Here is a 26,771-nt window from a genome sequence, read left to right on the forward strand (position 1 = left end):
CCGTTGTCGGCCACGGAGCGTTGCAGGGCGCGGAAGATCATCGCGAAGCGCTCGGACGGGTCGGCGGGCATGAAAGGCGCGTTCGAGATCATGGGTATGGGTAGACCATGATTGGTGGGGGGTGAGAAAGGGTTTTGTTAGGGGTGCGTTAGAATTTTTGGTCTGGGTTTTGGCGAGGGTGGATTGGTGGGGATCGCGGGAGACAAATCCTACGTCCTGCTGGGAGCATACGATCCCTGACGATGCGGATTATGCGGCGCATGTCGATTATATTCATTTCAACCCGGTGAAGCATGGCCTTGTGGCCGGGGTGGAAGATTGGCCGTATTCATCGTTTCATCGGGCCGTCGCGATGGGGTGGTATCCGGTTGATTTGGCGGGGGGTGGTCGCGGATGTCGGGGGTGATGGGTGACGCCCGAGCGGTTTTTATGTGATGGTTGAAGGGGAATACGGGTTGATTGTGATGTTGTGATCGATGGGCTTCGCAAGGGCTCTGCCCATGCTACGGCTTGCTGGCTACGGCTCGCGAAACAAGTTTGAACGATCAGTGTGTTTGCCTGCTTGAATGTTTTGCATCTCTATGTAGCATTGGCGGAACTGGGATGGTGGAGTAAAACGTATTTCCGCTCAAGGTTATCAACATATGAAAACTCGGACCCGGTGACCCGGAATTTTTGGTGCGCCAAGCCGTGACATTGGGATATTTCGCCACCGAGGGGGTCGTTGATTCGGTCGCGGCGGTAATTGCGTCGTTGACGAATTGTGCGAAAGCCGCGTGCATAGGGTGCTTCGGGTTGTTTGCGATTGTAAGAATGTCCCGCAGACGCAGTGTCATACCTGGATCAAGGGTCGGATAAGTGCCAAATCCCGCGAATTGATTGCCCAACTCAATGATTTCGATTTCGGTGGTGGCGCCTCGAGCCATATATTGTCCGGGTGACTTTAGACGATTTTCGATCGTTTGACGCATCAGGCGCATGGCTATGAGATTTTGGGACGCATCGTAGGTTCCAACATATGCTGGGGTGTAGGCTTCGATGAGGAATAGCCGTTCCATTGCGCCGGCGTTGGTACTCGGACTGGCCAGTACGATCCGCGTCTGCGGCTTGGCGGTTTTCGGCGGGGTGCCCATTCAAGGCATTCCTTCAATTTGATTTATGGATCGTGAATTTTTCGCCGTGTTCCTGGCACGCTTTCAGCGCAGCGTTCACAAACGAGCGCGTGACCAGGTATGTGCTGCCGTGAACGTCGTTTCCGTCGACCACGTCACGTTTTAGATCCAGGTAACGATCCGACGTGACCAGGGCTTCGTTATCGTAGAGGTGAGGTACCCAAAGGATAAGTTTTTGCTCTGTTGGCCAGTAGACGTAGGCTTGTACAGAAGTATCGTCTGTCTGTCCGATGACGCAGAACTGGTTCGTCTTCTGACGCCCGTTTACGTTCACAAGCATTTGCAGTTGAGCTCGAACGTCTGAAAAGGCGGGAACATGTCTGATTGACACCCACGCCCAGCCTGTGTGGGCGGCGCACGAAGTTGCTAACGCCGCGCAGGCGATCGAAACCGCCAAACCGTATCGAACGAAGCTTTTCGGAAATCGCATAAACCGACTCATTTTGTAAGCACTCAGAACGGGTTTGACTGTACGGCCAAGATTTCGTGGCACGCAAGTGGAACCATCGCCACGATCTTTCGAAATTCGCGGCAGCTTGTGTCCGCCGATGGCTTCGGCACGTAAAGATGGCGGATTGCGCTGCGCTGTTCCGCCCTACGCTGGCTGCGGCTCGCTAACGAGCTGATCGCGGTTTCCTAACGCAGATTGTTTCTTGGTTCGACGGAGGACGGCGTCAGACTTGGGGGAGACGCGAGGGCGAATCAAAGGCGGGGGCAGGCGATGAGTTAATGGTTGCTACGCCTTGCTGTGTGGTTATGATCGATGGGCTTCGCAAGGGCTCTGCCCATCCTACGGCTTGCTCGCAATGACGTGGTTGGGCGGTGCGTGAGTCTCTGACGGCGTCCGCGCCCGGGGCCAGATTCAAAAAAGTTTTTTGCTTCTTTTTTACAAAAAAGAAGTCTTGCCTTCCCTCGCCCTACGGCTTCGCGGCGGCGTTCTGCGGGGTGCGGAGGAGGACGAGGGCCATGATGGCGGCGGCGATGCAGAGGTAGGCGGAGAGGCGGAGGGCGTTGTCGAGGCTCCAGGTTTCGGCTTCGATGTGGAGCATGTGGGCGAGGCTGGCGATGATGCTGTCGTGGGACATGCCTTTTGTTTTCATGGCGGCGGTCCAGTTTGCGACGGCGTCGTGCGGCATGTCGGCGCTCATGTTGTCTTCGATGTGGGCGGTTTGGCGTTGCCAGAGGGTGGTGAGCAGGGTGACGCCGAGGTTGGCGCTGGAGACGCGGATGAAGTTGGAGGTGGTGGAGGCGAGGGCGATTTCATCGGGCGGGACGTCGGACAGGACGATCATGGTGAGGGGGACGAAGAGCATGCCGACGGCGATGCCTTGGACGAGTTCGCTGGGGATGGTGGTGCTGAGGCCGGCGGCGGGGTCGAAGAAGGCGAGGATGTAGGCGCCGGCGTAGATGATGAAGCAGGCGGAGGCGAGGAGGCGGAGGCTGAACAGGCGGGTGAGGCGGCTCATCATGGCGGCCATGGGGATGGCGGTGGCGGCGAGGGGGACGAGGAGGACGCCGCCCCACCAGCCGTTGAAGCCGAGGTCGGTTTCGGACCAGAGGGGGAGGATGGAGCTCCAGCCGACGAAGATGGACCAGCCGAGGCAGAGGAGCAGGAGGCCGAAGCCGAAGTTGCGGCGGGCGAGGTAGCGGAGTTGCAGCAAAGGGGCGGGTTCGAAGAGTTCCCAGATGACGAACAGGACGAGCAGGGTGGCGGCGATGAGGGCCACGTGGCTGATGAAGACGGAGTGGAACCAGCCGTATTGTTCGCCCTGATCGAGCACGATTTGCAGGGCGATCATGCCGGGCCAGAGGAGGGCGAGGCCGACCGCGTCGAATTTGGGTGGGGCGGTGGTGGGGCGGTCGGCCGGGAGGGAGATTTGCACCAGGGCGATGGAGGCGGCGCAGAGGGGGATGGCGAGCCAGAAGATATCGAGCCAGGAGAAGTTGGTGGCGAGCCAGCCGCCGAGGGCCGGGCCGAGGAAGAAGGGCACCAGCATGATGTTGCTCCAGAGGGCGACGGCGAGGGTCTGGTGGCGTTTGGGGTAGTTGGTGAGCAGGAGGGTTTGGACGAGCGGGACGAGGATGCCGGCGGAGATGCCCTGGATGGAGCGGGCGATCAGCATGAGGGTGAGCGAGGGGGCGAGGATGGCCATGAAGCAACTGGCGATCAGGACCGTCATGGCCAGGATGAACAGGCGTTTCAGGCCGAATTTGCGGGAGAACCAGGGCATGAGGGCGATGCCGAGGGCCCAGTGGACGAGGAAGTAGGTGAGGGTCCAGAGGGCGTGGTCGCTGCTGGTGGCGAGGGTGCCGGCGACGTAGGGGTAGATGCTTTGCAGGGCGCCGCCGGTGAAGGAGCCCATGCCGAGGCCGAGGCCGAGGCCGATGGTGAGCGGGACGAGGGCGACCTTGGGTTTTTCGGTGGCGGTTTGTGCGAGGGGCGCGGCGGTTGATGAGGCAGACATGCTGGCATATTAGCGGCTGGGCGGCTGGTGGCTAGCGGAAAGGCGATGCGGCGCGGGATATCATCTATGCGTGGTATGAGGGGGGGGCGTGGTATGAGGGGGGCGTGGTCTGAGGGGGCGCGGGGTTTGGTTGCGGGTGGCGCCAGTCGATGATGGTGGATTGATCGGCGAGGGTGACGGTGCTGCGGCGGGCGGGGGCTTGGGCGATGATTGTGCCGGCGCGGATGACGTGGAGGCGGGCGGGGCGGGTGCGGATGGCTTCGATCGGGTCGGCGGCGTCGAGGATGATCAGATTGGCGGGCTTGCCTGGGGCGATGCCGTAGTCGGTGAGGTTCAGGGCGGTGGCGGCGTTGGTGGTGACGGCCCGGTAGCAGGCGCGCATGCCGGTGACGCCGGTCATTTGCGCGACGTGCAGGCCCATTGCGGCGACTTCCAGCATGTCGTGGCTGCCGAGCGGGTACCAGGGGTCCATGACGCAATCGTGGCCGAAGGCGACGGTGACGCCGGCTGCCATGAGTTCGGGCACGCGGGTCATGCCGCGGCGTTTGGGGTAGGTGTCGTGCCGACCTTGCAGGGTGATGTTGATGAGCGGGTTGGCGATGGCGCTGATGCCGGCTTCGGCGATCAGGGGGATGAGTTTGCTCGCGTAGTAATTGTCCATCGAGTGCATCGAGGTGAGGTGCGAGCCGGCGACGCGGTGGTGCATGGCGTGGCGGACGGTCTCGGACGCCAGGGTTTCGATGTGGCGGGAGTGCGGATCGTCGCTTTCATCGCAGTGCATGTCGACCATGAGGCCGCGGTCGGCCGCGATTTTCATGAGCTGGCGGATGCTTTCGGCGCCATCGGCCATGGTGCGTTCGAAATGGGGGATGCCGCCGATGATGTCGATGCCCATGGCGAGGGCGCGGTGGAGGTTTTCGGGTGATTTCGGATAGCGGAGAAACCCGTCCTGCGGGAAGGCGACGAGCTGGATGGTGAGGTAGGGGGCGAGTTCGGTGCGCAGCGCGGTGAGGGCTTCGACGGCGAGGAGGCGGTCGTCGCAGATATCGACATGCGAGCGGATGGCGCCGATGCCCTGGGCGATCGACCAGAGGCAGAGGCGTTTCGCGCGCTGGTAGATGGCATCGATGGTGAGGCGGGGTTTGAGTTCGCCCCAGAGTTCGATGCCTTCGAGCAGGGTGCCGGATTGGTTGAGGCGGGGTTCGCCGAGCGAGAGGGTGGAGTCGAGGTGGAGATGGGCATCGATGAAGGGGGGGCTGACCAGGTTGCCGGTGGCATCGATGATCCGGCCGGCGTCGCCGGGCAGGTTGGGTTCGATGGCGGTGATGACGCCGTTTTGGATGCCGATGTCGAGGCCGCTCCGGCCGTCCGGCAAAGTGGCCTGGCGGATGAGGAGCGACCAGGTCATGGGTAGAGCCTGGTTGCGGACCAGTCGTCGCCCGCGCGGGTGAAGACGGCGCGGTCGTGCAGTCGGAAGTCACGGTCTTCCCAGAACTCGATGGCACTGGGGGTGACCAGCCAGCCGGACCAGTGCGGCGGGCGGGGGACCGGGGCATCGGCGTATTGGACGACGGCGGATTCGAGGCGTTGTTCGAGCAGTTTGCGTTCGGGCAGCGGGCGGGACTGGTCGGACGCCCAGGCGCCGATTCGCGACAGGCGGGGGCGGGTTTCGAAATAGGCATCGGCCTCGGCATCGCTGACCTGTGTTGCGGTGCCTTCGATGCGGATCTGGCGTTTGCGGGTTTTCCAGTGAAACAGCAGGGCGACGTGGGGGTTGGCGCGGATTTCGCCGGATTTGCGGCTTTCGAGGTTGGTGTAGAAGACGAAACCCTGGCGATCCCATGATTTGAGCAGCACGATACGGGCCGAAGGGTGGCCCTGAGGCGTGGTGGTCGCGAGGGTCATGGCGTTGGGGTCGTTCAGTTCGGACTCCTGTGCTTTTGCCATCCATGTGGCAAATAGATCATAGGGGTCGGTGGTGAGATCGATCATTGGTTGCCCTTGCTGATGTGTCGCCATACTTGATAGGTCATGCCGCCTTGTGCCACCACCCCAGGGTCACTGCGCGCGCAGTGATCTGATTGGAGCCATTTTATGCAGGAATCCGTTGCAACTCTTCCCCTTGCCGGCACATTGATGCAGGGCAAGCGCGGTGTGATCATGGGTGTGGCGAACAATCGTTCGATCGCCTGGGCGATTGCGCAGGCGATTGCGGCGCAGGGGGGTGAGCTGGCGTTCACGTATCAGGGCGAGGCGCTGGAGAAGCGGATCCGGCCGCTGGCGGAGAGTATTCAGTCCGATATGATCATTCCGTGCGACGTGAGCGACGACGCGGCGCTGGATGCCGCGTTCGATGCGATTGCGGGGCGGTGGGGCGAGATCGATTTTCTGGTTCATGCGATCGGGTTTGCCGACAAGCAGTATCTGCGCGGGCGGTATGCCGATACGCCGCGCCAGGCGTTTCTGCAGGCGATGGATATTTCGTGCTTCTCGTTCACCGCAGCCGCACAGCGGGCCGGGGCGTTGATGAAGCATGGCGGATCGATGGTGACGCTGACCTATCTCGGCGCCGAGCGGGTGACGCCTCACTATAACGTGATGGGGGTCGCCAAGGCGGCGCTGGAATCATCGGTGCGGTATCTGGCAGCGGATTTCGGGGCGAGCGGCATCAGGGTGAACGGGATTTCGGCCGGGCCGATCAAAACGCTGGCAGCCTCCGGGATCGGGGATTTCAGCTATATTCTGAAATGGAACCAATATAACTCGCCGCTGGAGCGCAACGTCGGGCTCGAAGAAGTCGGCGCTTCCGGGCTGTACCTGCTGTCCGACCTGTCGCGCGGGGTGACGGGGGAAATTCACCATGTGGATTGCGGCTATCACATCGTGGGCATGAAAAACCCCAGCGCGCCCGATATCAACGCCGTGGAATGAGGCCGGTCGGCTTTGGGGCTGAGGGTTGGGTAAGTAAGGCGGGGGGCTTTGCCCCCTCGACCCCCACTAAGGGCGGAGCCCTTAGAACCCGCTAGTTTTAGGTAAGGGGAGGGCGCTGCCTCGGTGGTTCAACTGATCTGGCCTGGGTCGCCCTCCCCTTGCCTAAAACTAATGGATTTTAAAGGCTCCGCCTTTAACGGGGTCCAGGGGCAGCGCCCCTGGCCTTACTTACCCAACCCTCAGCCCCAAAGCCGACCGGCCTCATTCCCTATTTTTTGGCGGTGATCGGTTTGTGGCCGCGTTCGATCAGGCGGCGGAGCAGGCCGGGTTTTTTGGCGATTTCCGGTTTGGCGGGGGCGGTTTTGAGTTCGGCCTTTGCTTTGGCTTTCAGCCATTCGTCGAGGCTTTTGTTGGCCTTGGCGGCGCGTTTGCGTTCGTAGTCGAGTTGGGCGTCGGTCATTTTTCGGGTCATGATGGGGCTGTGCCAGAGGGTGAGGTGGGATTCAAGCGGGATTGCTGGATGGTGGGGTCGTTGGGGTGTGAGAAGGTCTTCTTTTTTGTGAACAAAAAAGAAGTAAAAAAACTTTGTTCATCTGGGCCCGTGCCGGCGAAACCACCCATGCCCCAGATTAACGAAAGTTTTTTGCTTCTTTTTTCCAAAAAAGAAGTCTTCCTTTCACTTCACTTCGCCTGAAGGCCCAGCCCCGAACCGCCGCAGGATCATGCGTTCAAACGCGCCGAGGGCGGCGTAGATCAGGATGCCGGTGATGGCGAGCAGGGTGAGGGCGGCGAACATGCGGGCGATTTCCAGCCGGTAGCCGGATTCGAGGATGCGGCCGGCGAGGCCGGAGGCGAAGCCGCCGGAGCTGGCGACGAATTCGGCGACGACGGCGCCGACCAGGGCGAGGGTGCCGGCGATGCGCAGGCCCGCGAGGAAATAGGGCAGGGCGGCGGGCAGGCGGAGCAGGAACAGGGTCTGGCGGCGGGTGGCGCCGTTGAGGCGGAACAAATCGGCGAGTTCGGGCGGGGTGGCGGCGAGGCCGGCGGCGGTGTTCGACAGGACTGGGAAGAAGGCGACGATGGTGGCGCAGACGACCAGGGCGGCGAATTGCTGATTGACCCAGATGATGATCAGCGGTGCGATGGCGACGACGGGGGTGACTTGCAGGACGACGGCCCAGGGCTGGATGGCGGCGCGGGCGAGGCGGCTGGCGGCCATGGCGAGGGCGAGGATCATGCCGAGGCTGGCGGCGGCGATGAGGGCGGCGGCGGTGACGGCGAGGGTGGAGAGCAGCGAGAGCAGCAGCGAGGCGTGGTCCGACCAGAAGGCGGTGATGATGGCGATGGGGCCGGGCAGGACGTAGACCGGCACCTGGAGCAGGCTGACCGCGGTTTGCCAGAGGATGAGGCCGAGCAGGCCGAAGGCGATGGGGGCGGTGCGTTCGAGGCTGGTCATGCGGGCATCACGGCGCGGAGGGTTTCGGTGACTTGGGTGGTGAGGGCGGCGTAGGCGGGGTCGGTCCGGCGGGTGTTCGTATCGGGCAGGGTGCAGGTGAGTTCGGCGGCGATGCGGCCGGGGCGGGGCGACATGACGATGATGCGCGAGGCGAGGTAGGCGGCTTCGTAGATCGAGTGGGTGACGAAGACGATGGTGGTGCGGGCTTCGCGCCAGAGGGCGAACAGATCGTCCTGCAGGCGGTGGCGGGTGAATTCATCGAGGGCGGCGAAGGGTTCGTCCATCAGGAGCAGTTTGGGGCGCGAGACCAGGGCACGGGCGATTGAGACGCGCATGCGCATGCCGCCGGAGAGTTCGGTTGGTTTGGCGTGTTCGAAGCCGGCGAGGCCGAGTTGGGCCAGCGTGTCGCGCACGATCGGCCGGGCGGTTTCGAGCGATTTTCCGGCGAGGCGGAGCGGGAGGAAGACGTTGGCTTCGGCATTCGCCCAGGGCAGCAGGGTCGCGTCCTGAAAGACGAAGCCGATGTCGCCGGGGCCGGGTGGGGTGTTGTCATCCCAGGTCAGGCTGCCGGTGTCGGGGGTGTCGAGCCCGGCGAGGATGCGCAGCAGGGTGGATTTGCCGCAGCCGGAGGGGCCGAGCAGGGCGATGAAGGCACCCGGCTCGATCCGTGTCGTGATATTGTCCAGTGCGATGACGTTGTTGGGGAAGCGCCGGCCGACGCCGTTCAGCCGGAGCATGTCAGGCGGGGAGGCTCAAGGTTTGGCCGGGGTTTTGTGGTCGACGAATTGCAGGGTGAAGGCGGCGCGGTAGTCGAAGTGTTTCGGGTAGAGGCCGGCGTCGCTCATCTGGGTGTAGAAGCCTTTCCAGCGGGCGTCGGTCATGGCGCCGATGCCCATGGTTTTGGTGATGCCGGAATCGACGATGCCGTTTTGTTTCAGGGCGTCGTAGCCGAATTTCAGGAGCGGCGCTGTCATGTCCGGGTTGGCTTTGCGGATCAGGGCGAAGGCGGGGGCGGGGTTGCCGTCGAGGTAGGATTTCCAGCCGGCGGCGGAGGCGGCGACGAAGCGCTGGACCACCGAGGGGTCGGTCGCGATCAGTTTTTTCGAGGTTGCGATCAGTTCGGCGTAACCATCGAACCCGGCTTGATCGAGTCGCAGCACGACGGGGAAGTGGCCGGTTTTCTGTTTGACCAGGAAGGGTTCGGAGGTGAGGTAGCCTTGGACGGCGAGGTTTTTGTTGGTGAAGAACGGGGCGAGGTTGAAGTCGTAGGGGCGGATCTGGCTGTCGCTGTAGCCGTATTTATGGGCGAGGTAGAGCCACCAGCTTGCGCGGGTATCCGACGAGATGGCGATCGGTTTGCCTTTGAGGGCGGCGAAGCTGGTTTCGCCGGTGCTGCGGTGGGCGAGCAGGATATCCGGGTCTTTCTGGAACATGGCGGCGACGGCGACGAAGGGGATTTTCTGCTGGACGAAGTTGAAGGCGAGGAAGCCGTTCGAGGTGATGTCGAAATCGAGTTTGCCGGCGAGGAGAAGTTGGGCGTTGTTCACCTCGGGGCCGCCCTGGCGGATGGTGACGTCGAGCCCATATTTCTTGTAGATGCCGGTGGCGACGGCTTGATAGAAACCGCCGTATTCGGCTTCGGCCACCCAATCGAGCCCGAAGGTGATTTTTTGCAGCGCGGGGGCGGCGGTGGCGCGGTGGGGCAGCGCGATCAGACCCACGGCGGCGGCGAGGCAACAGGCCAAGGAGCGAATGCAGCGCATGAATATGTCCCCGTTTTTGATTGATAACGATTCATTGCATTATGGACAGAGTTCGGGGCGATCGTCGAGAGGTCAAGGTTTATGGTGAGACGGTGGAGTCGCAGTACAGCGAGGAAGCAGGTCTTCTTTTTTGTGAACAAAAAAGAAGCAAAAAAAACTTCATTAATTTATGCCCGTGCCCGTGAAAACGCCCATGGCCTAGAGTCAGAAAGTTTTTTGCTTCTTTTTTTCAAAAAAGAAGTGCTGTCCTTAACTTTCTTCTTCTCCCACGAGGCGACAGCCAGTGTCTGAGCCCAGAATCAAAGCCGGCATCTGGGTCCAGATGGCGCTGCGGCTTGGCGCGTCGGATGGGCGGCCGGGGATGGTGATACGGCGGGGCGATGCCGATGCTGGCGGGGTGGTGGTGTTGCTGCGCGGGCGGATGGGGATTGTGGCGTTGAGTCAGACGCGGGATGCCGAGGGGCGGGCGGCCTGGCTGCGGGCGACGGGGCCTGATCCGGTCGATGAGGCGCGGGCGGATGAGTATGTGGAGAAGCAGATGCGCTTCGATCCCGATCTGTGGGTGATCGAGTTCGAAGCGCCGGATTATCTGCCGCCGTTCGAGGCGAAGCTGTTGTGACGGGTTATTCGGCCGGGATTGCCCCGACTGAAGGATCGGCCTTGGCGGTGGCGCCGAACGACACGTAGAGTCCGATTGCGGTGATCACGATCGCGCCGACCATGTTGCCGAGGGTGACCGGGATTTCGTTCCACAACCACCATTGGCCGACGGTGACCTTGGCGCCGAGCATGATGCCGCAGGGGATCACGAACATATTGACCACGCAATGCTCGAAGCCTTGGGCGACGAAGGCCATGATCGGCAGGAACATTGCGACGATTTTGCCGATGGTGGAGCGGCTGACCAGACCCATGACCGAGCCGAGGCTGACCATCCAGTTGCAGAGGATGCCTTTGAGGAACGCGGTGGCCCAGCCGGCGCCGCCGGCCTTCATGTAGACCAGGGTTTTCAGACCGGTCAGGGCGATGAGTTTCGCGCCGATCGGGTCGGGGGCTTCGGTGAACAATTTGGTGTCGATGGCGGCGAAGATGACGGCGTAGATCAGGCTGCCGATCAGGTTGGCGACATAAACGGTGGCGAGCGACGAGACGACCTTGCCGACGGGGACTTTGCCGGCGAGGGCGGCGTAGGGAATCAGGGCGACGTTGCCGGTGAAGAGTTCGAGGCCGAGCAGGATGATCAGGATGAAGCCGACCGGGAAGAACAGGGCCGAGACCACGATGTTGCCGGTGGCGACCAGCGCCGAGACGAACAGGGTGGTGGTGAAGCCGAGAAACATGCCGGACAGGATGCCGGTGACCAGAATGGTTTTGGTGGGCAGGTTCGCTTTGCGGGTGCCTGCTTCGATCATTGCAGCCGCGAGGGCCGGTGGGTTTAGCCAATCCATGTGACGCTCCTTAGTGAATGTGGATTTTGTGTAGTCATGCGTCCATGTTTCGTCAATAAAACTGAACGGGACGCTAATTTTTTATTTAATCGGCCGGTAAATCGTTTTATTCAGCAGATTGCGGCTGAGGCTGCGGCAGACGCTCGACTGCGGATTGTGCGCGGGGTGACAGGCCGGCACCGCCGTGCCCGACATAGGCGGTGATTTTTGCGCGCATCCGCGGGTCCCAGAATTTTATGATGTGATTAGCGATTTCGCCGATCGCGTGATCATCGGACTGGGAGTTGAAGAAGGTGGCGATCTGGTTGGCCATGTAGACCAGTTTTTGGTCCTGGGCTTGATGGTCATGCGACATGCGCGTGGGCTCCAAACTCGATGCGGGCGTGGTGGGTGAAGATTTCGAACCCATCGTCGCGCGCGACGGCGGCGAGGGTGATGCCGGCGGCATCGGCGGCGCGGATGGCGTGGGCGGTGGGGACCGAGACCGCGACGATGACCGGGATGCCGGCGATTGCGGCTTTCTGGATCAGTTCGATCGAGATGCGGCTGGTCATCAGCAGGATGCCGGTGGCGGGGTTGCGGTCCTGGCGGGCGAGCGCGCCGATCAGTTTATCGAGCGCGTTGTGGCGGCCGACGTCTTCGCGGACCAGCAGGGCGGCATCGGCCGGGTCGAGGAAGGCGGCGGCGTGGATGCCGTGGGTGCGGCGGTTGAGGGTCTGATGCAGCGGCAGGCTGCGCATGGCGCGCATGATGGCGTCGGCGGTGACCGGGCGGGTGGTGGTGACGCGGGGGATCGCGCGGTTGGCTTCGGCGAGGCTTTCGAGACCGCAGAGGCCGCAGCCGAGCGCGCCGGCGAGGTGGCGGCGGCGCTGGGCGAGGCGGGCGGCGACGTCGTGCGCGACCTCCATGCGGCATTCGATGCCGCCTTCGACCGTGACGAGGTCGCAGGCGATGATGTCGGCCGCGCGATCGATGATGGCTTCGGAGAGGCTGAAGCCGATCGCGAAATCGATCAGGTCGCAGGGCGTGGTCATCATGACCGCGTAGCCGACGCGGCCGTAGCTGAGGGCGACGGCGGTTTCCTCCGGCACCGCGCGCGTCTGCGCGGTGACGGTGCCGTTGCGGAAGGCGGTGGCCGCGATTTCGACGACGGGGGCGGGGACCGGGGCCGGCAGTTGGCTCATTCGGCGGCGACCGCCTCGATCTGGCGGGTGCGGCGGCCGAGTTCGGCGTAGTCGCGCTGCGCGTCGGTCGGGCCGTTGGAGGGGGAGATCTGGACGGCGGTGACCTTGTATTCGGGGCAGTTGGTCGCCCAATCCGAATAGTCGGTGGTGACGACGTTGGCCATGGTCATCGGGTGGTGGAAGGTGGTGTAGACCACGCCGGGGGCGACGCGTTCGGTGATTTTGGCGCGCAGGCTGGTTTCGCCGGCGCGGCTGGCGAGCTTGACCCATGAGCCATCGGTGACGCCGCGCTGTTCGGCGTCGTGCGGGTGGATTTCGAGCAGGTCTTCCTGGTGCCAGGCGGTGTTTTCGGTCCGGCGGGTCTGGGCGCCGACGTTGTACTGGCTGAGGATACGGCCGGTGGTGAGCAGGAGCGGGAAGCGCGGGCCGATTTTCTCGTCGGTCGGGACGTATTCGGTGACGAAGAACCGGCCCTGGCCGCGCACGAAATGATCGATATGCATGGTCGGCGTGCCTTCGGGTGCTGCTTCGTTACAGGGCCATTGCACCGAGCCGACCCGTTCCAGGAGGTCGAACGAGACATTGGCGAAGCTGGGGGTGAGGCGGGCGATTTCGTCCATGATTTCCGACGGGTGGGTGTAGTTCATGGCGTAGCCGAGCGCCTGGGCGAGCAGCTGGGTGACCTGCCAATCCTCGTAGCCGTTTTTCGGGGCCATGACCTTGCGGACCCTCTGGATGCGGCGCTCGGCGTTGGTGAAGGTGCCGTTTTTTTCGAGGAAGGTGGAGCCGGGGAGGAAGACATGGGCGAATTGCGCGGTTTCGTTGAGGAAGAGGTCCTGCACGACGACGCATTCCATCGCCGAGAGGCCGGCGGTGATGTGGCGGATGTCCGGATCGGATTGGGCGATGTCCTCGCCTTGGATGTAGAGGCCTTTGAACGTGCCATCGATCGCGGCGTCGAGCATGTTGGGGATGCGCAGGCCGGGTTCCGGTTCGATCGTGACACCCCAGGCCTGATCGAACAGGGCGCGGACATCGGGCGTCGAGACGTGGCGGTAGCCGGGTAGTTCGTGCGGGAAGCTGCCCATGTCGCAACTGCCCTGGACGTTGTTCTGGCCGCGCAGCGGGTTCACGCCGGCACCGACATGGCCGATGTTGCCGGTTGCCATGGCGAGGTTGGCGAGCGCCATGACGGCGGTGGTACCCTGGCTGTGTTCGGTGATGCCGAGACCGTAATAGATCGCGGCTTTGCCGCCGGTGGCGTAGAGGCGGGCGGCTTCGCGGACGGCGTGCGGCTCGGCGCCGGTGATGGCGGCGGTCGCTTCGGGGCTGTTGGCGTCCTGGGCGACGAATTCGGCCCAATGGGCGAAGGCATCGGTCTCGCAGCGATCGCGGACGTAGTCGGCATCGACCAGGTTTTCGGTGACGATGACGTGGGCGATTGCGGTGAGGATGGCGACGTTGGTGCCGGGGCGGATTTGCAGATGGATCGCGGCCTCGACATGCGGGGTGCGGACCAGATCGATCCGGCGCGGGTCGATCACGATGAGTTTGGCGCCTTCGCGGAGGCGTTTTTTCATGCGCGAGGCGAACACCGGATGGCCATCGGTCGGGTTGGCGCCGATTAGCAGCATGACGTCGGCGTGTTCGACGCTGTCGAAATCCTGGGTGCCGGCGGAGGTGCCGAAGGTTTGGCTGAGGCCATAGCCGGTCGGCGAGTGGCAGACGCGGGCACAGGTGTCGGTATTGTTGTTGCCGAAGACGGCGCGCACGAGTTTCTGGACGAGGTAGGTTTCCTCGTTGGTGCAGCGCGAGGAGGTGATGGCGCCGACGGCGTTTTTGCCATACTGCGCCTGGATGCGCTTGAACTCGGACGCGGTGTGGGCGATCGCTTCGTCCCACGAGACCTCGCGCCACGGATCGTTGATATGGGCGCGGATCATCGGCTTGGTGATGCGGTCGCGGTGCGAGGCGTAGCCCCAGGCGAAGCGGCCCTTGACGCAGGAATGGCCGTGGTTGGCCTTGCCGTCCTTGAAGGGGACCATGCGGACGACTTGTTCGCCGCGCATTTCGACCTTGAACGAGCAGCCGACGCCGCAATAGGCGCAGGTGGTGACTTTGGAATGTTCGGGCTGGCCGATTTCGACGACGGATTTTTCCATCAGCGTCGCGGTCGGGCAGGCCTGGACGCAGGCGCCGCAGGAGACGCATTCGGAGTCGAAGAAGCTTTCCTCCATGCCGGGCGAGACCTTGGAGTCAAAGCCGCGGCCGGCGATGGTCAGCGCGAAGGTGCCTTGCACTTCCTCGCACGCGCGCACACAGCGCGAACAGACGATGCATTTGGCGGGGTCGAACTGGAAATAGGGGTTGGAGACGTCCTTGGTCGAGGCGAGGTGATTGTCGCCGGCGTAGCCGTAGCGGACATCGCGCAGGCCGACCGCGCCGGCCATGTCCTGCAATTCACAATCGCCGTTGGCCGAGCAGGTCAGACAGTCGAGCGGGTGGTCCGAGATGTAGAGTTCCATGACGCCGCGGCGGATTTTGCCGAGGCGCTCGTTTTGCGTGTGGACCACCATGCCCTCGGCAACCGGCGTGGTGCAGGAGGCGGGGGTGCCGGCGCGGCCTTCGATTTCGACCAGGCAGAGGCGGCAGGAGCCGAAACTGTCCAGCATGTCGGTCGCGCAGAGTTTGGGGATTTTGGTGCCGATGTCCATCGCGGCGCGCATGACCGAGGTGCCTTCGGGCACGCTGACGGCGACGCCATCGATGGTCAGGGCGACCAGTTTTTCGGACTGGACGGGCTTGGTGCCGTAGTCGATTTCGTGAACGAGACCCATGGGTGTGTTCCTTTATTCGGCGGCCAGAGGGAGCGGTTTCGCCGCGAAATCCCCTGGGAAATGGTTGAGCGCGCTGAGGACCGGGTAGGGGGTGAAGCCGCCGAGGGCGCAGAGCGAGCCGAGCTTCATGGTCTCACAAAGGTCGCGCACCAGGGCGAGGTTTTTCTCGGGTTCGATGCCGGCGGCGATCTTGTCGAAGGTTTCGACGCCGCGGATTGCGCCGATCCGGCACGGGGTGCATTTGCCGCAGGATTCATGGGCGCAGAATGCCATGGCGAAACGGGCCATTTTGGCCATGTCGGCGGTGTCGTCGAACAGGACGAGGCCGCCGTGGCCGATCAGACCGTCACGCTTGGCGAAGGCTTCGTAATCGTAGGGTGTGTCGAACATCGAGGGCGGGAAATACGCCCCCAGCGGGCCGCCGGCCTGCACGGCGCGGACCGGGCGGCCGGAGGCGGTGCCGCCGCCGATATCGTCGACCAGCTCGCCGAGGGTGACGCCGAAGGCGCATTCGAACAGGCCGCCGTGCCTGACGTTGCCGGCGATTTGGATCGGCATGGTGCCGCGCGAGCGGCCGTAGCCGAGTTCGGCGTAGCGCTGCGCGCCTTCGGCCAGGATGAACGGCACGCTGGCCAGAGTGATGGTGTTGTTGATGATGGTCGGGCGGCCGAACAATCCCTTGATGGCGGGTAACGGCGGCTTGGCGCGGACCTGGCCGCGCTTGCCTTCGAGGCTTTCCAGCAGGGAGGTTTCCTCGCCGCAGACATAGGCGCCGGCGCCGACGCGCACTTCGATGTCGAACGCGTGGGCGCTGCCGTGGATCGTGGTGCCGAGCAGGCCGGCGCGGCGGGCGAGGTCGATCGCGCGGTTCATCATGGTGATGGCGAAGGGGTATTCGGAGCGGAGGTAGATGTAGCCCTTGGTCGCGCCGACGCCGATGCCGGCGATGGTCATGCCCTCGATCAGCATGAAGGGGTCGGCTTCCATGATCAGACGATCGGCGAAGGTGCCGGAATCGCCTTCATCGGCGTTGCAGACGATGTATTTGCGGTCGGAGGCGGTGCGCGCGACGGTTTCCCATTTGATGCCGGTGGGAAAGCCGGCACCGCCGCGGCCGCGCAGGCCGCTGTCCTTGACGGCGGCGACGATGGCGGCGGGGCCGATCGAGAGCGCGTGTTCGAGGCCCTTGTAGCCGCCGAGGGCGCGGTAATCATCGAGCGAGGCGGGGTCGGCGATGCCGGCGCGGGCGAAGGTGAAGCGGGTCTGGCGGGCGAGGAAGGGGATGGCTTCGACCGGGCCGACGCATTTGGGATGGGTGCCGCCATCGAAGATATTGGCATCGAACAGGGATTTCACATCCGCCACGGTGAGCTTGCCGTAGCCGATGCGGCCGGCCTGGGTTTCGACTTCGAGCAGGGGTTCGAGCCAGAACAGGCCGCGCGAGCCGTTGCGGACGATGGTGAGCGGGATGTTGCGGGCGGCAGCCTCGGCTTCGATCGCGGCGGCGATGCGGTTGGCGCCGACCGCGACGGCGGCCATGTCCTGCGGGATGAAGATTTTCATCAGGCGGCCTCCATCACGAGGGTTTCCAGCATCTGCTGGTCGGCCCGGCCGATCGGTTCATCGTCGAACAGGGCCGAGGGGGCGGTGGCGCACAAGCCGAGGCAATAGACCGGCTCGATGGTGATCCGCCCATCCGGCGAGGTTTCGCCCCAATCGAGGCCGAGCAGGTCGAGCAGGCGCTGGGCGGTGACTTCCGAGCCCATCGATTGGCAGGCTTCGGCGCGGCAGAGTTTCAGGACGTGGCGGCCGGCGGGTTCGCGGCGGAAATCGTGATAGAAGCTGATCACGCCGTGGACTTCGGCACGGCTGAGGTTCAGCGCCTCGGCGATCAGCGGCTCGGCATCGCGCGGGATGTAGCCGAATGCGGCCTGCAATGCGTGCAGAATGGGCAGCATGGCACCTTCACGGTGCTGCTCGGCCGCGATGATTTCGCGCGCATCCGTCGCATTCCAGACAGAGTGTTGTTTTGCCATTACGCCCGTTCAACTCCCGCAGCAGAATGCCGGATACGTTTGGTACCCGGTAAAACTTTCGAATTAATGAACGGTAACGCGAATCTGTTAAAGATAACAGGGCAAAGACCCGAAGGTTTGATAGAAGGTCTCTATCGAGATACGTCGTCGAGGTCTTTGGCGTGGCGGTGGGCGATCTGGACAAGGGCGGCGGCGAGCGGGGACATCGGTTCGCGGTCGGGCAGGAGCAGACCGACGGTGTGGACTTCTTCGGGTGCGACGATCGGGATGGCGCGCAGTTTGGCGGTGAGGCCGAAGATTTCGGCGAGTTTTTCCGGCAGCACGCAGGCCCAGCGGCCGGTCTGCACGTGGCTGACCAGCACGACGATGGAGTTGCTTTCGAGTGTTGGCAGCAGATCGACCCCGGCGTTGCGCAGCAGGCGATCCAGGATGCGGCGGTTCTGCATGTCCGGCGTGAGCAGGCAGAGCGGGATCTGGCCAAGCTCGGCCCAGGTGACGCGGTCGTGCCGGCCGAGCGGGGCATTGGCGGCGGTGAGCAGGCGGTAGCGCTCCTGATACAGCGGCACGACGCGGTTGCGCCCGATCGGTTCGTTATCGAGATAGGTGACGCCGGCATCGACCTCGAAATTGTTGAGCCGGCGCAGCACCTCGTTCGAGGTGCAGGACTGGATGGAGAAGCGGACATCCGGGTGCTGGGCGCGGAACGGCGTGGTGAGTTCGGTGATGGTGGCAAGAGCGGTGGGAATCGCGGCAATGCGCAGCAGACCGGACAGGCCGCGCTTGAGGGCGATGATATCGGCGCGCATCGCCTGCATGTCGCCGACCAGGCGGCGGGCCCATTCGAGCACGCGCTCGCCTTCCGGGGTGAAGCCCTGGAAGCGCGAGGAGCGTTCGACCAGCGGCATGCCGAGGGTTTCCTCGAGCACGCGGATGCCGGCGGAGAAGGTCGGCTGGGTGACGCCGCAGGTTTCTGCGGCGCGGCCGAAATGTTTTTCGCGGGCGAGGGCGAGGAGGTATTCGAGCTTGTCGATCAAGCGGGTTCGGCGACCAGGACGAGGCGGCCGGTGACGGTGCCGTCCTTCAGGCGGTGCAGGGCGGCATCGGCTTCGTGCTTTGGCATGGTTTCGATCGGTAGTTTGGGCAGCGCACCGCCCTGGGCGAGGCCGACCAGTTCGCGCAGGTCGCCCGGGGTGCCGACGAAACTGCCCTGGATGGTAAGGGCGCGCATCGGCATGAAGGGCAGCGGCAGGGTCAGTTCGCCGCCGAACAGGCCGACCATGATCAGCTTGCCGCCCTTGGCCAGCGCGCCGTAGGCGGCGCGGGCGGTGGCGGAACCGTTGACCAGATCGATGATGGCGACCGGTTGGCCGCCGCACGCCGCGATGATGGCTTTGTCGAGCCGTTCGGCCGTGCCATCGACCGTGGCGGTAGCACCGGCGGCGGTTGCGGCGGCGCGTTTGGCTTCGCTGGTATCGACGCTGACGATGGCGCGATGGCCCAGTGCGCGCAGCACCGCGATGGCGGACAGGCCGAGGCCGCCGGCGCCGATCAGCACGACCGGTACATCCGGCGCGAGGGGCATGATCTTGCGGATGGCAGCGAATACCGTGATGCCGGAGCAGGCGTAGGTGGCGGCCAGGGCGGGGTCGAGATCGCCGGGATCGACCAGGTGGCCGGCATGGGCGGCGATGACATGGGTCGCGAAGCCGCCGTGCTGGAAAATGCCGAGCGAGCGCTGTTTCGCGCAAAGATTGTCCTCACCGGCTAAACAATGCGCGCAGGTGCCGCAGCCGACCCAGGGGTAGACGATGCGCAGATCACCGGGTTTCACACCCGTGGCGTCGGGTCCGAGTTTGACGACGCGGCCGACGATTTCATGGCCGAGGGCGAGCGGCAGGGAAATGCCGCGCTGCATGACATCGAGCCGGCCGGCGCTGCCGAGATCGTAATAACCGTCCCAGATGTGCAGGTCGGAATGGCAGACGCCGCAATGGGTGACTTCGAGCAGGATTTCCGTGCCCTGGGGCTCGGGCATCGGCAGGGTGATCTCGGCGAGCGCGGCGCCGTTTTCGACGATGGCAAAGGCGGTCATGGTCGCTGCCGTCATGTGAGTTCCCCGTTGGTGTGGTCTGGTGTTTTTGGACGTGTTGTATCGTGCGGCGCAAATGCGGGGGATGCAAGGTAGGGAAGAGTCTTCTTTTTTGTGAACAAAAAAGAAGCAAAAAAACTTTATTAATTTGGGTCTGTGCCCGTGAAAACGCCCGTGCACCAGATTAACAAAAGTTTTTTGCTTCTTTTTTACAAAAAAGAAGCACTTGCTTCCTTACCCTTCCCCCGCAACCACCGCCTGCCGCCCCAGGATCACCCCGGCCAGGTAGAGCGATCCACAGATCAGCACGCGTTTAGCGGCACCATCGGCCGCGAGGCGGCGCAGGGCGGCATCGATCGTGGGGCCGGGCGTGGCGATGCCGCCCGAGGCGGCGATGATTTGCTCGACCGGCAAAGCGAGGTGCTGGCCAGGTTCGGCGATGGCCTGGATGCTGGCGGCGTGCGGGGCGACGATGCGGAGGAATTCGGCGCAGTCCTTGGCCTGTTTCATGCCGATGATCAGGTGGGTCGGGCCGGGGAAATCGGCCAGGGCTTCGGCGATCGCTGCGGCGCCGCCGGGGTTGTGGGCGCCATCGAGCCAGAGGGTGGAGCCGGGCGGCAGGGCATCGAGCAGGGGGGTGCTGAGGCGTTGCATGCGGGCCGGCCATTCGACGCTGCGCATGCCCTGGGCGTAGGCGGCATCGGGGATGGCGATTCCACTGTGGCGGAGTGCGGCGATGGCGATGCCGGCGTTGTCGCGTTGGTGGGCGCCGTGCAGCGCGGGTTCGGGCAGGGCGAGGCTGCCGTGCTGGTCGGTGTAGAGCAGGCCGTCTTGCGTGGGTTCGATGGTCCAGTCACGGCCGCGGGCGGCGAGCGGAACGCCGAGGGATTGCGCGGTCGCCTGGATGACGGCGAAGACATCGGGTTGTTGGCGACCGGTGATGGCGTGGGTGCCGGGTTTGATGATCCCGGATTTTTCATGGGCGATGACCGTATCGGTATCGCCGAGGAATTCGCGGTGATCGAGTGAGATGGCGGTGATGGCGGCGGCGCGGGGTGGCGGGATGACGTTGGTGGCGTCGAATTTGCCGCCGAGCCCGACTTCGATGATCGCGAGATCGGCCGGGGTGGCGGCGAACAGGATGAAGGCGGCGGCGGTGATGGCTTCGAACACGGTGATTGGCGCGGCAGCGTTGACCCGTTCGACCTCCGCGAGGGCGGCATCGAGCGCGTCGTCGCTCACCAGGGTGCCGGCGAGGCGGATGCGTTCGTTGAAGCGCACCAGATGCGGCGAGATATAGACATGGGCGCGCAGCCCGGCGGCTTCGGCGATCGCGCGGATGAAGGCGCAGGTACTGCCCTTGCCGTTGGTGCCGGCGACATGGATGGTCGGCGGTAGCCGGCGTTCAGGGTGGCCGAGGGCGGCGAGCAGGCGTTCAAGCCGTTCGAGGCGCAGGTCGATCAGCTTGGGGTAGAGCGTGTGCAGGCGCTCCAGCCGCTGGTCGATCCGGGAGGTGGTGGCGCTCACGCCGCGAGCGGTTCCGCCGCCGGGACGTGGAGGAGGCCGAGCAGGCGGCCGAGTGTGGCGGTGAGGTCGCCGCGCGGGGTGACCATGTCGATCATGCCGTGTTCGAGCAGATATTCGGCGCGCTGAAAGCCTTCGGGCAGTTTTTCGCGGATGGTTTCCTCGATCACGCGCGCACCGGCAAAGCCGATCAGCGCGTTGGGTTCGGCGATCTGGATATCGCCCAGCATGGCGAAGGAGGCGGTGACGCCGCCGGCGGTGGGGTCGGTGAGGATGACGATGTAGGGCAGGCCGGCTTCGCGCACCATTTGCACGGCGATGGTGGTGCGCGGCATCTGCATCAGGCTGATCGCGCCTTCCTGCATGCGCGCGCCGCCGGAGGCGGTGTAGACGATGAGGGCGGCGCGCTGGAGCACCGCGAGGCGGGCGGCGCTGACCAGCGCCTCGCCCATCGCGGCACCCATCGAGCCGCCCATGAAGCGGAAATCCATCGCCATGACGACGGCTTTATGGCCGCCGACGCTGCCGTGGGCGACCAGCACCGCGTCGTCCATGCCGGTTTTTTTGCGCGAGTCCGACAGGCGATCGGAATAGCGCTTCTTGTCCTGGAACTTCAGGGGGTCGGCCGGGACTTTCGGCAGGTCGATGCGGGTGAAGCTCGCGTCATCGAAGGTCCAGGTGAGGCGTTCCTGGGCGGTGGCGCGCATGTGATGGCCGCAGTGCGGGCAGACTTTCCGCGCGGCTTCAAGCTCGCGATGGAAGATCATTTGCTGGCATTGCGGACATTGGTGCCAGAGGTTGTCCGGCGCCTCCTTGCGCCCGAGCAGGGTGCGCACGCGCGGACGGACGAATTCGGTGAGCCAGTTCATTGCGGCGCGATCAGAAGATGTCGTTGATGATACTGTCGCCGATGCCGAAACCGGCACCCATGGTGATGGCGCGGCCGAAGCCCGAGTTCAGGAAGCCGCCGAGGATGCCGCCCTGCTGCTGCGGCGGGTAGCCTTGTTGCGGCGGGTAGCCTTGCGGCGGGTAGTTCTGGGGTGGGTAGTTCTGGGGTTGCGGCGCGCCCCAGGGCTGCTGGGTTTGGGGCACCGAGCCCATTTGCTGCGGCTGGTTGGCGACGAAGCCGTGCAACGCCTGGAGGAGGTTGGCGACCTGATTCTGCTCGGCCTGAATAGCGAGGGCGATTTCCTTCAGATCGAGCATCCATTCCCGTGCGTCCGGGTTGCCGGCTTGCGATGCGGTCTGCAATTTGGTCGCCAGGGCCTTGAGGGACTGCACGGTCTGATCGGCCTGACCTTGCAGTTGGGAATACTGGCTGTCGATGGTCTGGATATCCATGATCGTGGCTCCTGAGAAGTTATCCGACCTATATAGGCCGGATATTGTCGAAAGTCAGCTTGTGCCGAAACGTCAGGCGGCCTGGCGTGCGCCGGTGCGGTAGGCGGCGCAGGCGGCGCCGAAGGCGGCGAACAGGCGCTGGCGGTCCGGCGCGCCGAGCACGTCCCATTCCGGGTGCCATTGGACGGCGAGGGCGAAGCCTTTGGCATCGGCGACGCGGACCGCTTCGATCGTGCCATCCGGCGCCGTCGCTTCGACCACGAGGCTTGGGGCGAGGCGGTCGATCGCCTGGCCGTGCAGGGAATTGACCATGATGGTGTCGCTGCCGCAGATGCGCGCGACGCTGCCGGTCAGGCTGACCTGGTGGCGGACGGCGTATTGTTCGGCGCGGGTGCCGACGCCGCCGCGATGATCGTTGCGGCCGGGGATGGTGTGGACCTGCTGGTGCAGCGTGCCGCCGAGGGCGACGTTGAGTTCCTGCAACCCGCGGCAGATGCCGAACACCGGCATGCCGCGCGCGATGGCGGCGACCAGCAGGGGCAGGGTTGTGGCATCGCGGTCCGGGTCGTGCGAATCGGGGGTTTCATCGGCGGTGGCGCCGTAGCGGGTTGGCATGACGTTGCTGGGGCTGCCGTTGAACAGGATGCCGTCCAGCCGGTCGAGCACGGCGAGCATGGCTTCGCCTTCCGGCGGGATGAGCAGGGGCAGCGCATCGGCCGCGCGCATCAAGGCGTCGCCGTAGCGGGCGGGGGTGGCGTGCTGGTGGTGGTTGTTGATGAGCTTGGTGCAGGCGGGGATGCCGATGATGCTGGTCATGAGATGGTCCTTTATCGCGATAACGGGCTCTATCCAATGGAATTTTTCGGGCGGAACCGGCCGGCGAATACGGCGAGGGCAGCGCAGCCGAGCATGGTGATCGCCATCGGGCGGGCGGTGCCATCGGCGAAGCCGCCGACCACCGCACCGGTGATGGCGCCGCCGAGATATTGCCACGTGCCCATCAGCGCGGAGGCCGAGCCGGCGTGGGCCTGGTGGCGCGACAGGGCGGCGACCATGGTGCTGGGCAAAGCGAAGCCGTAGCTGGCCTGACAGATGAACAGGGCGAGCACGATGGGGATGGCGCCGCTGCCCAGCACGGCCGCGGCGGTCAGCGCGATTGTGCCGGCGAGGAGCAGCAGGATCGAGGCGCTGATGACGGGCCGCAGGCCGACGCGGGCGACCAGATGCGGGTTCCATTGGTTGAAGGCGATGTAAATGGCGGCGTTGGCGCCGAACAGGGCCGCATAGGCGAGCGGGCGCCAGTGGAACTGGCCGATGAACACGCCGGGCGTGCCTGTGAGGTAGGCGAACAGCGCGCCGATTGCGAAGGTGCCGGTCAGGGCGTTGGTGAGGAAGGCACGGTCGGTCGCGATCTGGCCGTAGCGGCGCAGGATCGAGCGGAAGCCGATCAGGCTGCGGCGGGCGGTGGGCAGGGTATCGGGCAGTTTGAACCAGACGAGGGCCAGGGCGATGATGCCGTAGGCGGCGGCGATGACGAAAATCCAGCGCCAGGAGCCGACCGAGACGACGGCGCTGCCGATGATCGGCGCGATGATCGGGGCGACGCCCATGACCAGCATGAGTTTGGAGAACAGCATCGCGGCGGCCGGGCCATCCGCCACGTCGCGCACCATGGCGCGGGGGATGACGACGGAGGCGGAGCCGCCGAAGGCGGCGAGCAGGCGGAAGGCCGAGAGGGAGTCGGTGTTCCAGGCGAGGGCGCAGCCGAGCGAGGCGATGGTGTAGATGGTGAGGCCGAGCAGGATGGGCAGGCGGCGGCCGGCGCGGTCGGAGAAGGGGCCCTGGGTCATCTGGCCGATCGCGAGGCCGGCGAAATAGGCGGCGAGGGTCAGGCCGGGGCCGGCGGGGTCGTGGAAATCGCGCGCGATGGTGGGGAAGGCGGGCAGGTACATATCGACCGAGACCGGCCCGATCGCGATCAGGAAGCCGAGCAGCAGGGGCAGGCGGCGGGGTGGTGCGAGGGATTCGAGCGGGGTTTGGGTGGCGGACATCGCGCCAGTCTAACGGCTCGGTGAGCGGGCGTGAACCTGCCTTCAGGTTGACCCTGGGGTGATCTGGCGGGTTAGATCATTTCGATATCGTAACGATTTGGGCGTGCGAGGATGAGTGGGGGTGGGCGGTGAAATGATCGTGGCTTGGGGATATCCGGGGGGATCGAGCCTGCGGCGGATGGCGGGTGTGGGGCCGGGTGGGGGGTCGATATGTCGGCGGGTGTTGGGGTGGCGATTGGGGCCGGCGTTGCGGAAGCGTGCCGGGTGGGCGCGGGTTCGGCTTGGCTGAGGTCGGATTTGGGGGATGATTTGCGGGCTGGGCTGGGGGTGCTGCGTTGCTTGGGTGACGATTTGGGGCGCGCGTGGGTTTCGGCGGTTGTGCGGGGTGCCTGGATCACGGTGCCATCGCGGGATTCGGCGAGGAGGGTGATGAGGCGGGTGAGCACGGCGCAGATCAGGGCGATGACGGCGCGGAGCAATCTGGCGTGGTCACCGGTATCGGTGACGTCGTGCCGCAGGGCGCCAATGGTGGCGGTGCAACGCTCGATCAACTGGTCTGAGGCGGGCAAATGGTCTGAGGCGGGGCGCTCGTTCACGAAGGGAGATTGGCATGGCGGGTGGGGGGTGGGAAATAGTTATTTTTGGTGACGTGATGTTTTTTTTGGTGCTGTGTCGGTGTTACGGTTGCGGGGCGAGCGGCGCGGGTTGGGTAGGGGTCGCGGATAATTTGGACTTGCATCCGAGGCGGATACGGCTCATAAAATGTCCCGTTTAAAGGGTATTTTGTGAGGCGTTATGGCCGACCACACGACAAGTACAAGGTCTGACAAAGGCCAAGGCGGCTTTTTGGCGGAGGTGTTCTCACCCAGTGGGGACATCCAGCTCGATCGCTTCACGCAATTGCTGCGTGTCACCAAGACAGATCTCGCATTTTCAATTGGCCTGTCCAGGGAAGCGATCTCCAAAAGCGCCAGGTTCAATGCCCCTGCAACTCAAGCCAGGCTGCGTGAGACGGCCGAAATACTCAATCGCATCTTGCCCTGGTGCGGGTCCGTGCCGCAGGCATTCTCCTGGTTCCGTTCGCAGCCGATCCCAGCCTTTGGGGGAATAACGTCCGAGGATCTGGTCCGCAGCGGGCGGATTGCCGACCTTAAGGATTACCTTGCGGGCCTGGCGGCTGGCGGCTTCGCTTGAGGCTACAGACGATTGTTTACCGCGCACACAACCCGCGATGGGCCTGGGCTCCAAATTCCGGCGCCGGAGCAGCCACGCATGGCGGCCGCTTCAACCCTGTGGGCATAAAAGCACTATACACCTCGCGAACCTTCCAGACAGCATGGCTGGAGGCGCAACAGGGCTTTCCATACAAAGCTCAGCCGATGACGCTATGTGGCTACGATGTCGATTGTGAGACCATTCTTGATCTGACCGACAAGGATATCCGTGCAGCCAGTAACGTAACATTGGATGACCTCGGTTGCGCGTGGAAAGACCTCGCTACAAGAAAGATCGAACCGCCATCGTGGGCGATGATGAAGCGGTTGGCCGCTGGCGGTGTTGCAGGCATCATCGTCCAAAGCTTCGCGATTGGCGCTACAGCCTCGGACGTCAATGTGATATTCTGGGAATGGGGCGATGTACCGCCTTGCCAGGTGAAAGTCATCGACGATGCCGGGCGACTACCGAAAAATATGAGTTCCTGGACGTGAAACATCATGGGCAGCGGCGCAGCCGGCAGCTATGCGCTCATCCCCGCCGTCTAGGCGGACAACTCAGTTTCTCCGAAGCGGCCATTCGCGGTCTCGGCACCGATCGGCGGGGTTTGGTGGAAAGCGGTCGGTCCGCTTTTGAGAGGTTGAGTGACAAATGCGGACTTAATCTGGCGTGGTCGAAGGCGGCAAATCGACCCAACCCCGCCGGCTCGCCGCTAATCACCCGATTCCGGAAGCCGCCGTTCGCCATCGGACCAGGTCGACCGATGTTCGTCCATATGCGCCAGTCGGGTGCTGTTACAGCTGCCGGTAGCGGAAGACAGCTGGGTATGCTTCGCTATGAGGGAAAGCGGTCGTCATTGCCAGGCCGCCTCTAGATAAAACAGTCGGTTTGGTGATATATTTGTCAGTCACCAAAACCACTGTTCCACGAGTCGGCCTTAGTCTCAGAGCCCGAATCTGAATGGTAGTGTGGCTATCCGTTGCGTGCGATTTTTCTTGTGAGCAGGCGGATATGTGCGAGGAAGAGCCATGCGGTGGCGCTGGCAACGGTGGCCTCGAAATCCTTTGCAAGGCGTCGGCATCTGCCGAGCCAGGCAAAGGTTCTCTCCACCACCCAGCGGCGTGGCAGGAGTTCGAACCCGTTGGCTGCGTCCGAGCGCTTGACGATCTGTATGGTCCATTTGCCGATTTTGGCGAGGCGTTCACTGAGTTTGGGACCGGCATAGCCGCCATCGGCAAACACATGCCGCAACCAGGGAT

29 protein-coding genes are annotated in these 26,771 nt (G+C 64.0%); 5 read left to right on the forward strand and 24 right to left on the reverse strand.

Annotated elements, in window-relative coordinates; all coding sequences use genetic code 11:
* Positions 1–545 precede the first annotated feature (545 nt).
* From BW994_RS19365 to pdxH, 5 genes are all read right to left on the reverse strand, one after another.
* Positions 546–1,133: a hypothetical protein gene (locus BW994_RS19365; protein WP_139334166.1), complete on the reverse strand. Its 588-nt coding sequence runs from the start codon at positions 1,131–1,133 to the stop codon at positions 546–548.
* Between the two features lie 13 nt (positions 1,134–1,146).
* Positions 1,147–1,602 (reverse strand): hypothetical protein, encoded by a 456-nt coding sequence (locus tag BW994_RS16530; RefSeq protein ID WP_139334167.1) that lies wholly within the window; start codon positions 1,600–1,602, stop codon positions 1,147–1,149.
* Positions 1,603–2,089: 487 nt separating this feature from the next.
* Complete coding sequence (locus BW994_RS16535) at positions 2,090–3,637, reverse strand: DHA2 family efflux MFS transporter permease subunit (protein WP_029314235.1); 1,548 nt, start codon at positions 3,635–3,637, stop codon at positions 2,090–2,092.
* 64 nt (positions 3,638–3,701) lie between these two features.
* Complete coding sequence (locus BW994_RS16540) at positions 3,702–5,045, reverse strand: amidohydrolase family protein (protein WP_051657660.1); 1,344 nt, start codon at positions 5,043–5,045, stop codon at positions 3,702–3,704.
* Positions 5,042–5,629 carry a pyridoxamine 5'-phosphate oxidase gene (gene pdxH / locus BW994_RS16545; RefSeq protein ID WP_035231762.1) on the reverse strand — a complete coding sequence of 196 codons (588 nt, stop codon included), beginning with the start codon at positions 5,627–5,629 and terminating at the stop codon, positions 5,042–5,044. Before pdxH ends, BW994_RS16540 begins: the two co-directional genes overlap by 4 nt.
* 102 nt (positions 5,630–5,731) lie before the next feature.
* On the opposite strand from pdxH, the gene fabI reads away from it, so the two are divergent.
* Positions 5,732–6,568, forward strand: coding sequence for an enoyl-ACP reductase FabI (fabI, locus tag BW994_RS16550; RefSeq protein WP_029314230.1), 837 nt, complete (start codon positions 5,732–5,734; stop codon positions 6,566–6,568).
* 268 nt (positions 6,569–6,836) lie between these two features.
* Here fabI and BW994_RS16555 read toward each other — a convergent pair whose 3' ends face one another.
* The 4 genes from BW994_RS16555 to BW994_RS16570 form a co-directional block, all read right to left on the reverse strand.
* The gene (locus tag BW994_RS16555) at positions 6,837–7,040 is read right to left on the reverse strand and encodes a hypothetical protein (RefSeq protein WP_029313612.1); all 204 of its coding nucleotides are present in this window, start codon (positions 7,038–7,040) and stop codon (positions 6,837–6,839) included.
* 204 nt (positions 7,041–7,244) lie between these two features.
* Positions 7,245–8,024, reverse strand: coding sequence for an ABC transporter permease (locus tag BW994_RS16560; protein WP_029313614.1), 780 nt, complete (start codon positions 8,022–8,024; stop codon positions 7,245–7,247).
* Entirely contained in the window at positions 8,021–8,761 is a 741-nt protein-coding gene (locus BW994_RS16565) for an ABC transporter ATP-binding protein (RefSeq protein ID WP_029313616.1), read from the reverse strand. The genes BW994_RS16560 and BW994_RS16565 overlap by 4 nt, the downstream gene beginning before the upstream one ends.
* A 15-nt stretch (positions 8,762–8,776) precedes the next feature.
* Entirely contained in the window at positions 8,777–9,787 is a 1,011-nt protein-coding gene (locus BW994_RS16570; RefSeq protein ID WP_029313617.1) for an ABC transporter substrate-binding protein, read from the reverse strand.
* 132 nt (positions 9,788–9,919) lie between these two features.
* Here BW994_RS16570 and BW994_RS19750 point away from each other — a divergent pair, with 132 nt between their 5' ends.
* Both BW994_RS19750 and BW994_RS16575 read left to right on the forward strand, forming a co-directional pair.
* Entirely contained in the window at positions 9,920–10,078 is a 159-nt protein-coding gene (locus BW994_RS19750) for a hypothetical protein (RefSeq protein ID WP_156038180.1), read from the forward strand.
* Positions 10,071–10,406, forward strand: coding sequence for a DUF1491 family protein (locus BW994_RS16575; RefSeq protein WP_029313619.1), 336 nt, complete (start codon positions 10,071–10,073; stop codon positions 10,404–10,406). The genes BW994_RS19750 and BW994_RS16575 overlap by 8 nt, the downstream gene beginning before the upstream one ends.
* Before the next feature lie 4 nt (positions 10,407–10,410).
* Here BW994_RS16575 and BW994_RS16580 read toward each other — a convergent pair whose 3' ends face one another.
* The 14 genes from BW994_RS16580 to BW994_RS16645 all read right to left on the reverse strand — a co-directional run bounded on the left by BW994_RS16580 (position 10,411) and on the right by BW994_RS16645 (position 24,893).
* On the reverse strand, positions 10,411–11,235 hold the full coding sequence (locus tag BW994_RS16580; RefSeq protein ID WP_029313621.1) for a formate/nitrite transporter family protein: 825 nt from the start codon (positions 11,233–11,235) through the stop codon (positions 10,411–10,413).
* A gap of 106 nt (positions 11,236–11,341) precedes the next feature.
* Positions 11,342–11,590 (reverse strand): formate dehydrogenase subunit delta, encoded by a 249-nt coding sequence (locus tag BW994_RS16585; protein ID WP_029313623.1) that lies wholly within the window; start codon positions 11,588–11,590, stop codon positions 11,342–11,344.
* Positions 11,580–12,419, reverse strand: coding sequence for a formate dehydrogenase accessory sulfurtransferase FdhD (gene fdhD / locus BW994_RS16590; protein ID WP_029313624.1), 840 nt, complete (start codon positions 12,417–12,419; stop codon positions 11,580–11,582). The genes BW994_RS16585 and fdhD overlap by 11 nt, the downstream gene beginning before the upstream one ends.
* Positions 12,416–15,256 carry a formate dehydrogenase subunit alpha gene (gene fdhF / locus BW994_RS16595; RefSeq protein WP_029313626.1) on the reverse strand — a complete coding sequence of 947 codons (2,841 nt, stop codon included), beginning with the start codon at positions 15,254–15,256 and terminating at the stop codon, positions 12,416–12,418. Before fdhF ends, fdhD begins: the two co-directional genes overlap by 4 nt.
* Before the next feature lie 12 nt (positions 15,257–15,268).
* Positions 15,269–16,819, reverse strand: coding sequence for a formate dehydrogenase beta subunit (locus BW994_RS16600; protein WP_029313628.1), 1,551 nt, complete (start codon positions 16,817–16,819; stop codon positions 15,269–15,271).
* Entirely contained in the window at positions 16,819–17,292 is a 474-nt protein-coding gene (locus BW994_RS16605) for a formate dehydrogenase subunit gamma (RefSeq protein WP_029313629.1), read from the reverse strand. Before BW994_RS16605 ends, BW994_RS16600 begins: the two co-directional genes overlap by 1 nt.
* A gap of 131 nt (positions 17,293–17,423) precedes the next feature.
* Complete coding sequence (locus tag BW994_RS16610; protein ID WP_029313630.1) at positions 17,424–18,326, reverse strand: LysR family transcriptional regulator; 903 nt, start codon at positions 18,324–18,326, stop codon at positions 17,424–17,426.
* Positions 18,323–19,399 carry an alcohol dehydrogenase gene (locus BW994_RS16615; RefSeq protein WP_051657604.1) on the reverse strand — a complete coding sequence of 359 codons (1,077 nt, stop codon included), beginning with the start codon at positions 19,397–19,399 and terminating at the stop codon, positions 18,323–18,325. The genes BW994_RS16610 and BW994_RS16615 overlap by 4 nt, the downstream gene beginning before the upstream one ends.
* A 216-nt stretch (positions 19,400–19,615) precedes the next feature.
* The gene (locus BW994_RS16620; RefSeq protein WP_029313633.1) at positions 19,616–20,908 is read right to left on the reverse strand and encodes a bifunctional folylpolyglutamate synthase/dihydrofolate synthase; all 1,293 of its coding nucleotides are present in this window, start codon (positions 20,906–20,908) and stop codon (positions 19,616–19,618) included.
* A complete protein-coding gene (accD, locus tag BW994_RS16625; protein ID WP_029313634.1) occupies positions 20,905–21,774 on the reverse strand; it encodes an acetyl-CoA carboxylase, carboxyltransferase subunit beta in 870 nt (289 codons plus the stop codon). The genes BW994_RS16620 and accD overlap by 4 nt, the downstream gene beginning before the upstream one ends.
* A 10-nt stretch (positions 21,775–21,784) precedes the next feature.
* Complete coding sequence (locus BW994_RS16630; protein ID WP_029313635.1) at positions 21,785–22,246, reverse strand: hypothetical protein; 462 nt, start codon at positions 22,244–22,246, stop codon at positions 21,785–21,787.
* Positions 22,247–22,318: 72 nt separating this feature from the next.
* On the reverse strand, positions 22,319–23,062 hold the full coding sequence (locus tag BW994_RS16635) for a gamma-glutamyl-gamma-aminobutyrate hydrolase family protein (RefSeq protein WP_029313637.1): 744 nt from the start codon (positions 23,060–23,062) through the stop codon (positions 22,319–22,321).
* 29 nt (positions 23,063–23,091) lie between these two features.
* Complete coding sequence (locus tag BW994_RS16640; protein ID WP_029313638.1) at positions 23,092–24,297, reverse strand: multidrug effflux MFS transporter; 1,206 nt, start codon at positions 24,295–24,297, stop codon at positions 23,092–23,094.
* A 71-nt stretch (positions 24,298–24,368) separates the two neighbouring features.
* Complete coding sequence (locus tag BW994_RS16645; protein WP_217696473.1) at positions 24,369–24,893, reverse strand: hypothetical protein; 525 nt, start codon at positions 24,891–24,893, stop codon at positions 24,369–24,371.
* A gap of 199 nt (positions 24,894–25,092) precedes the next feature.
* Here BW994_RS16645 and BW994_RS16650 point away from each other — a divergent pair, with 199 nt between their 5' ends.
* The gene (locus tag BW994_RS16650; RefSeq protein ID WP_051657605.1) at positions 25,093–25,491 is read left to right on the forward strand and encodes a hypothetical protein; all 399 of its coding nucleotides are present in this window, start codon (positions 25,093–25,095) and stop codon (positions 25,489–25,491) included.
* The gene (locus BW994_RS16655; protein WP_245594217.1) at positions 25,488–26,006 is read left to right on the forward strand and encodes an RES family NAD+ phosphorylase; all 519 of its coding nucleotides are present in this window, start codon (positions 25,488–25,490) and stop codon (positions 26,004–26,006) included. Before BW994_RS16650 ends, BW994_RS16655 begins: the two co-directional genes overlap by 4 nt.
* A 478-nt stretch (positions 26,007–26,484) precedes the next feature.
* Here BW994_RS16655 and BW994_RS16660 read toward each other — a convergent pair.
* A partial coding sequence (locus tag BW994_RS16660) for a transposase (RefSeq protein ID WP_139334169.1) occupies positions 26,485–26,771 on the reverse strand: 287 nt, incomplete at its 5' end.

The organism is Acidiphilium rubrum, assembly GCF_900156265.1.
GTDB classification, from domain to species: Bacteria; Pseudomonadota; Alphaproteobacteria; order Acetobacterales; family Acetobacteraceae; genus Acidiphilium; species Acidiphilium rubrum.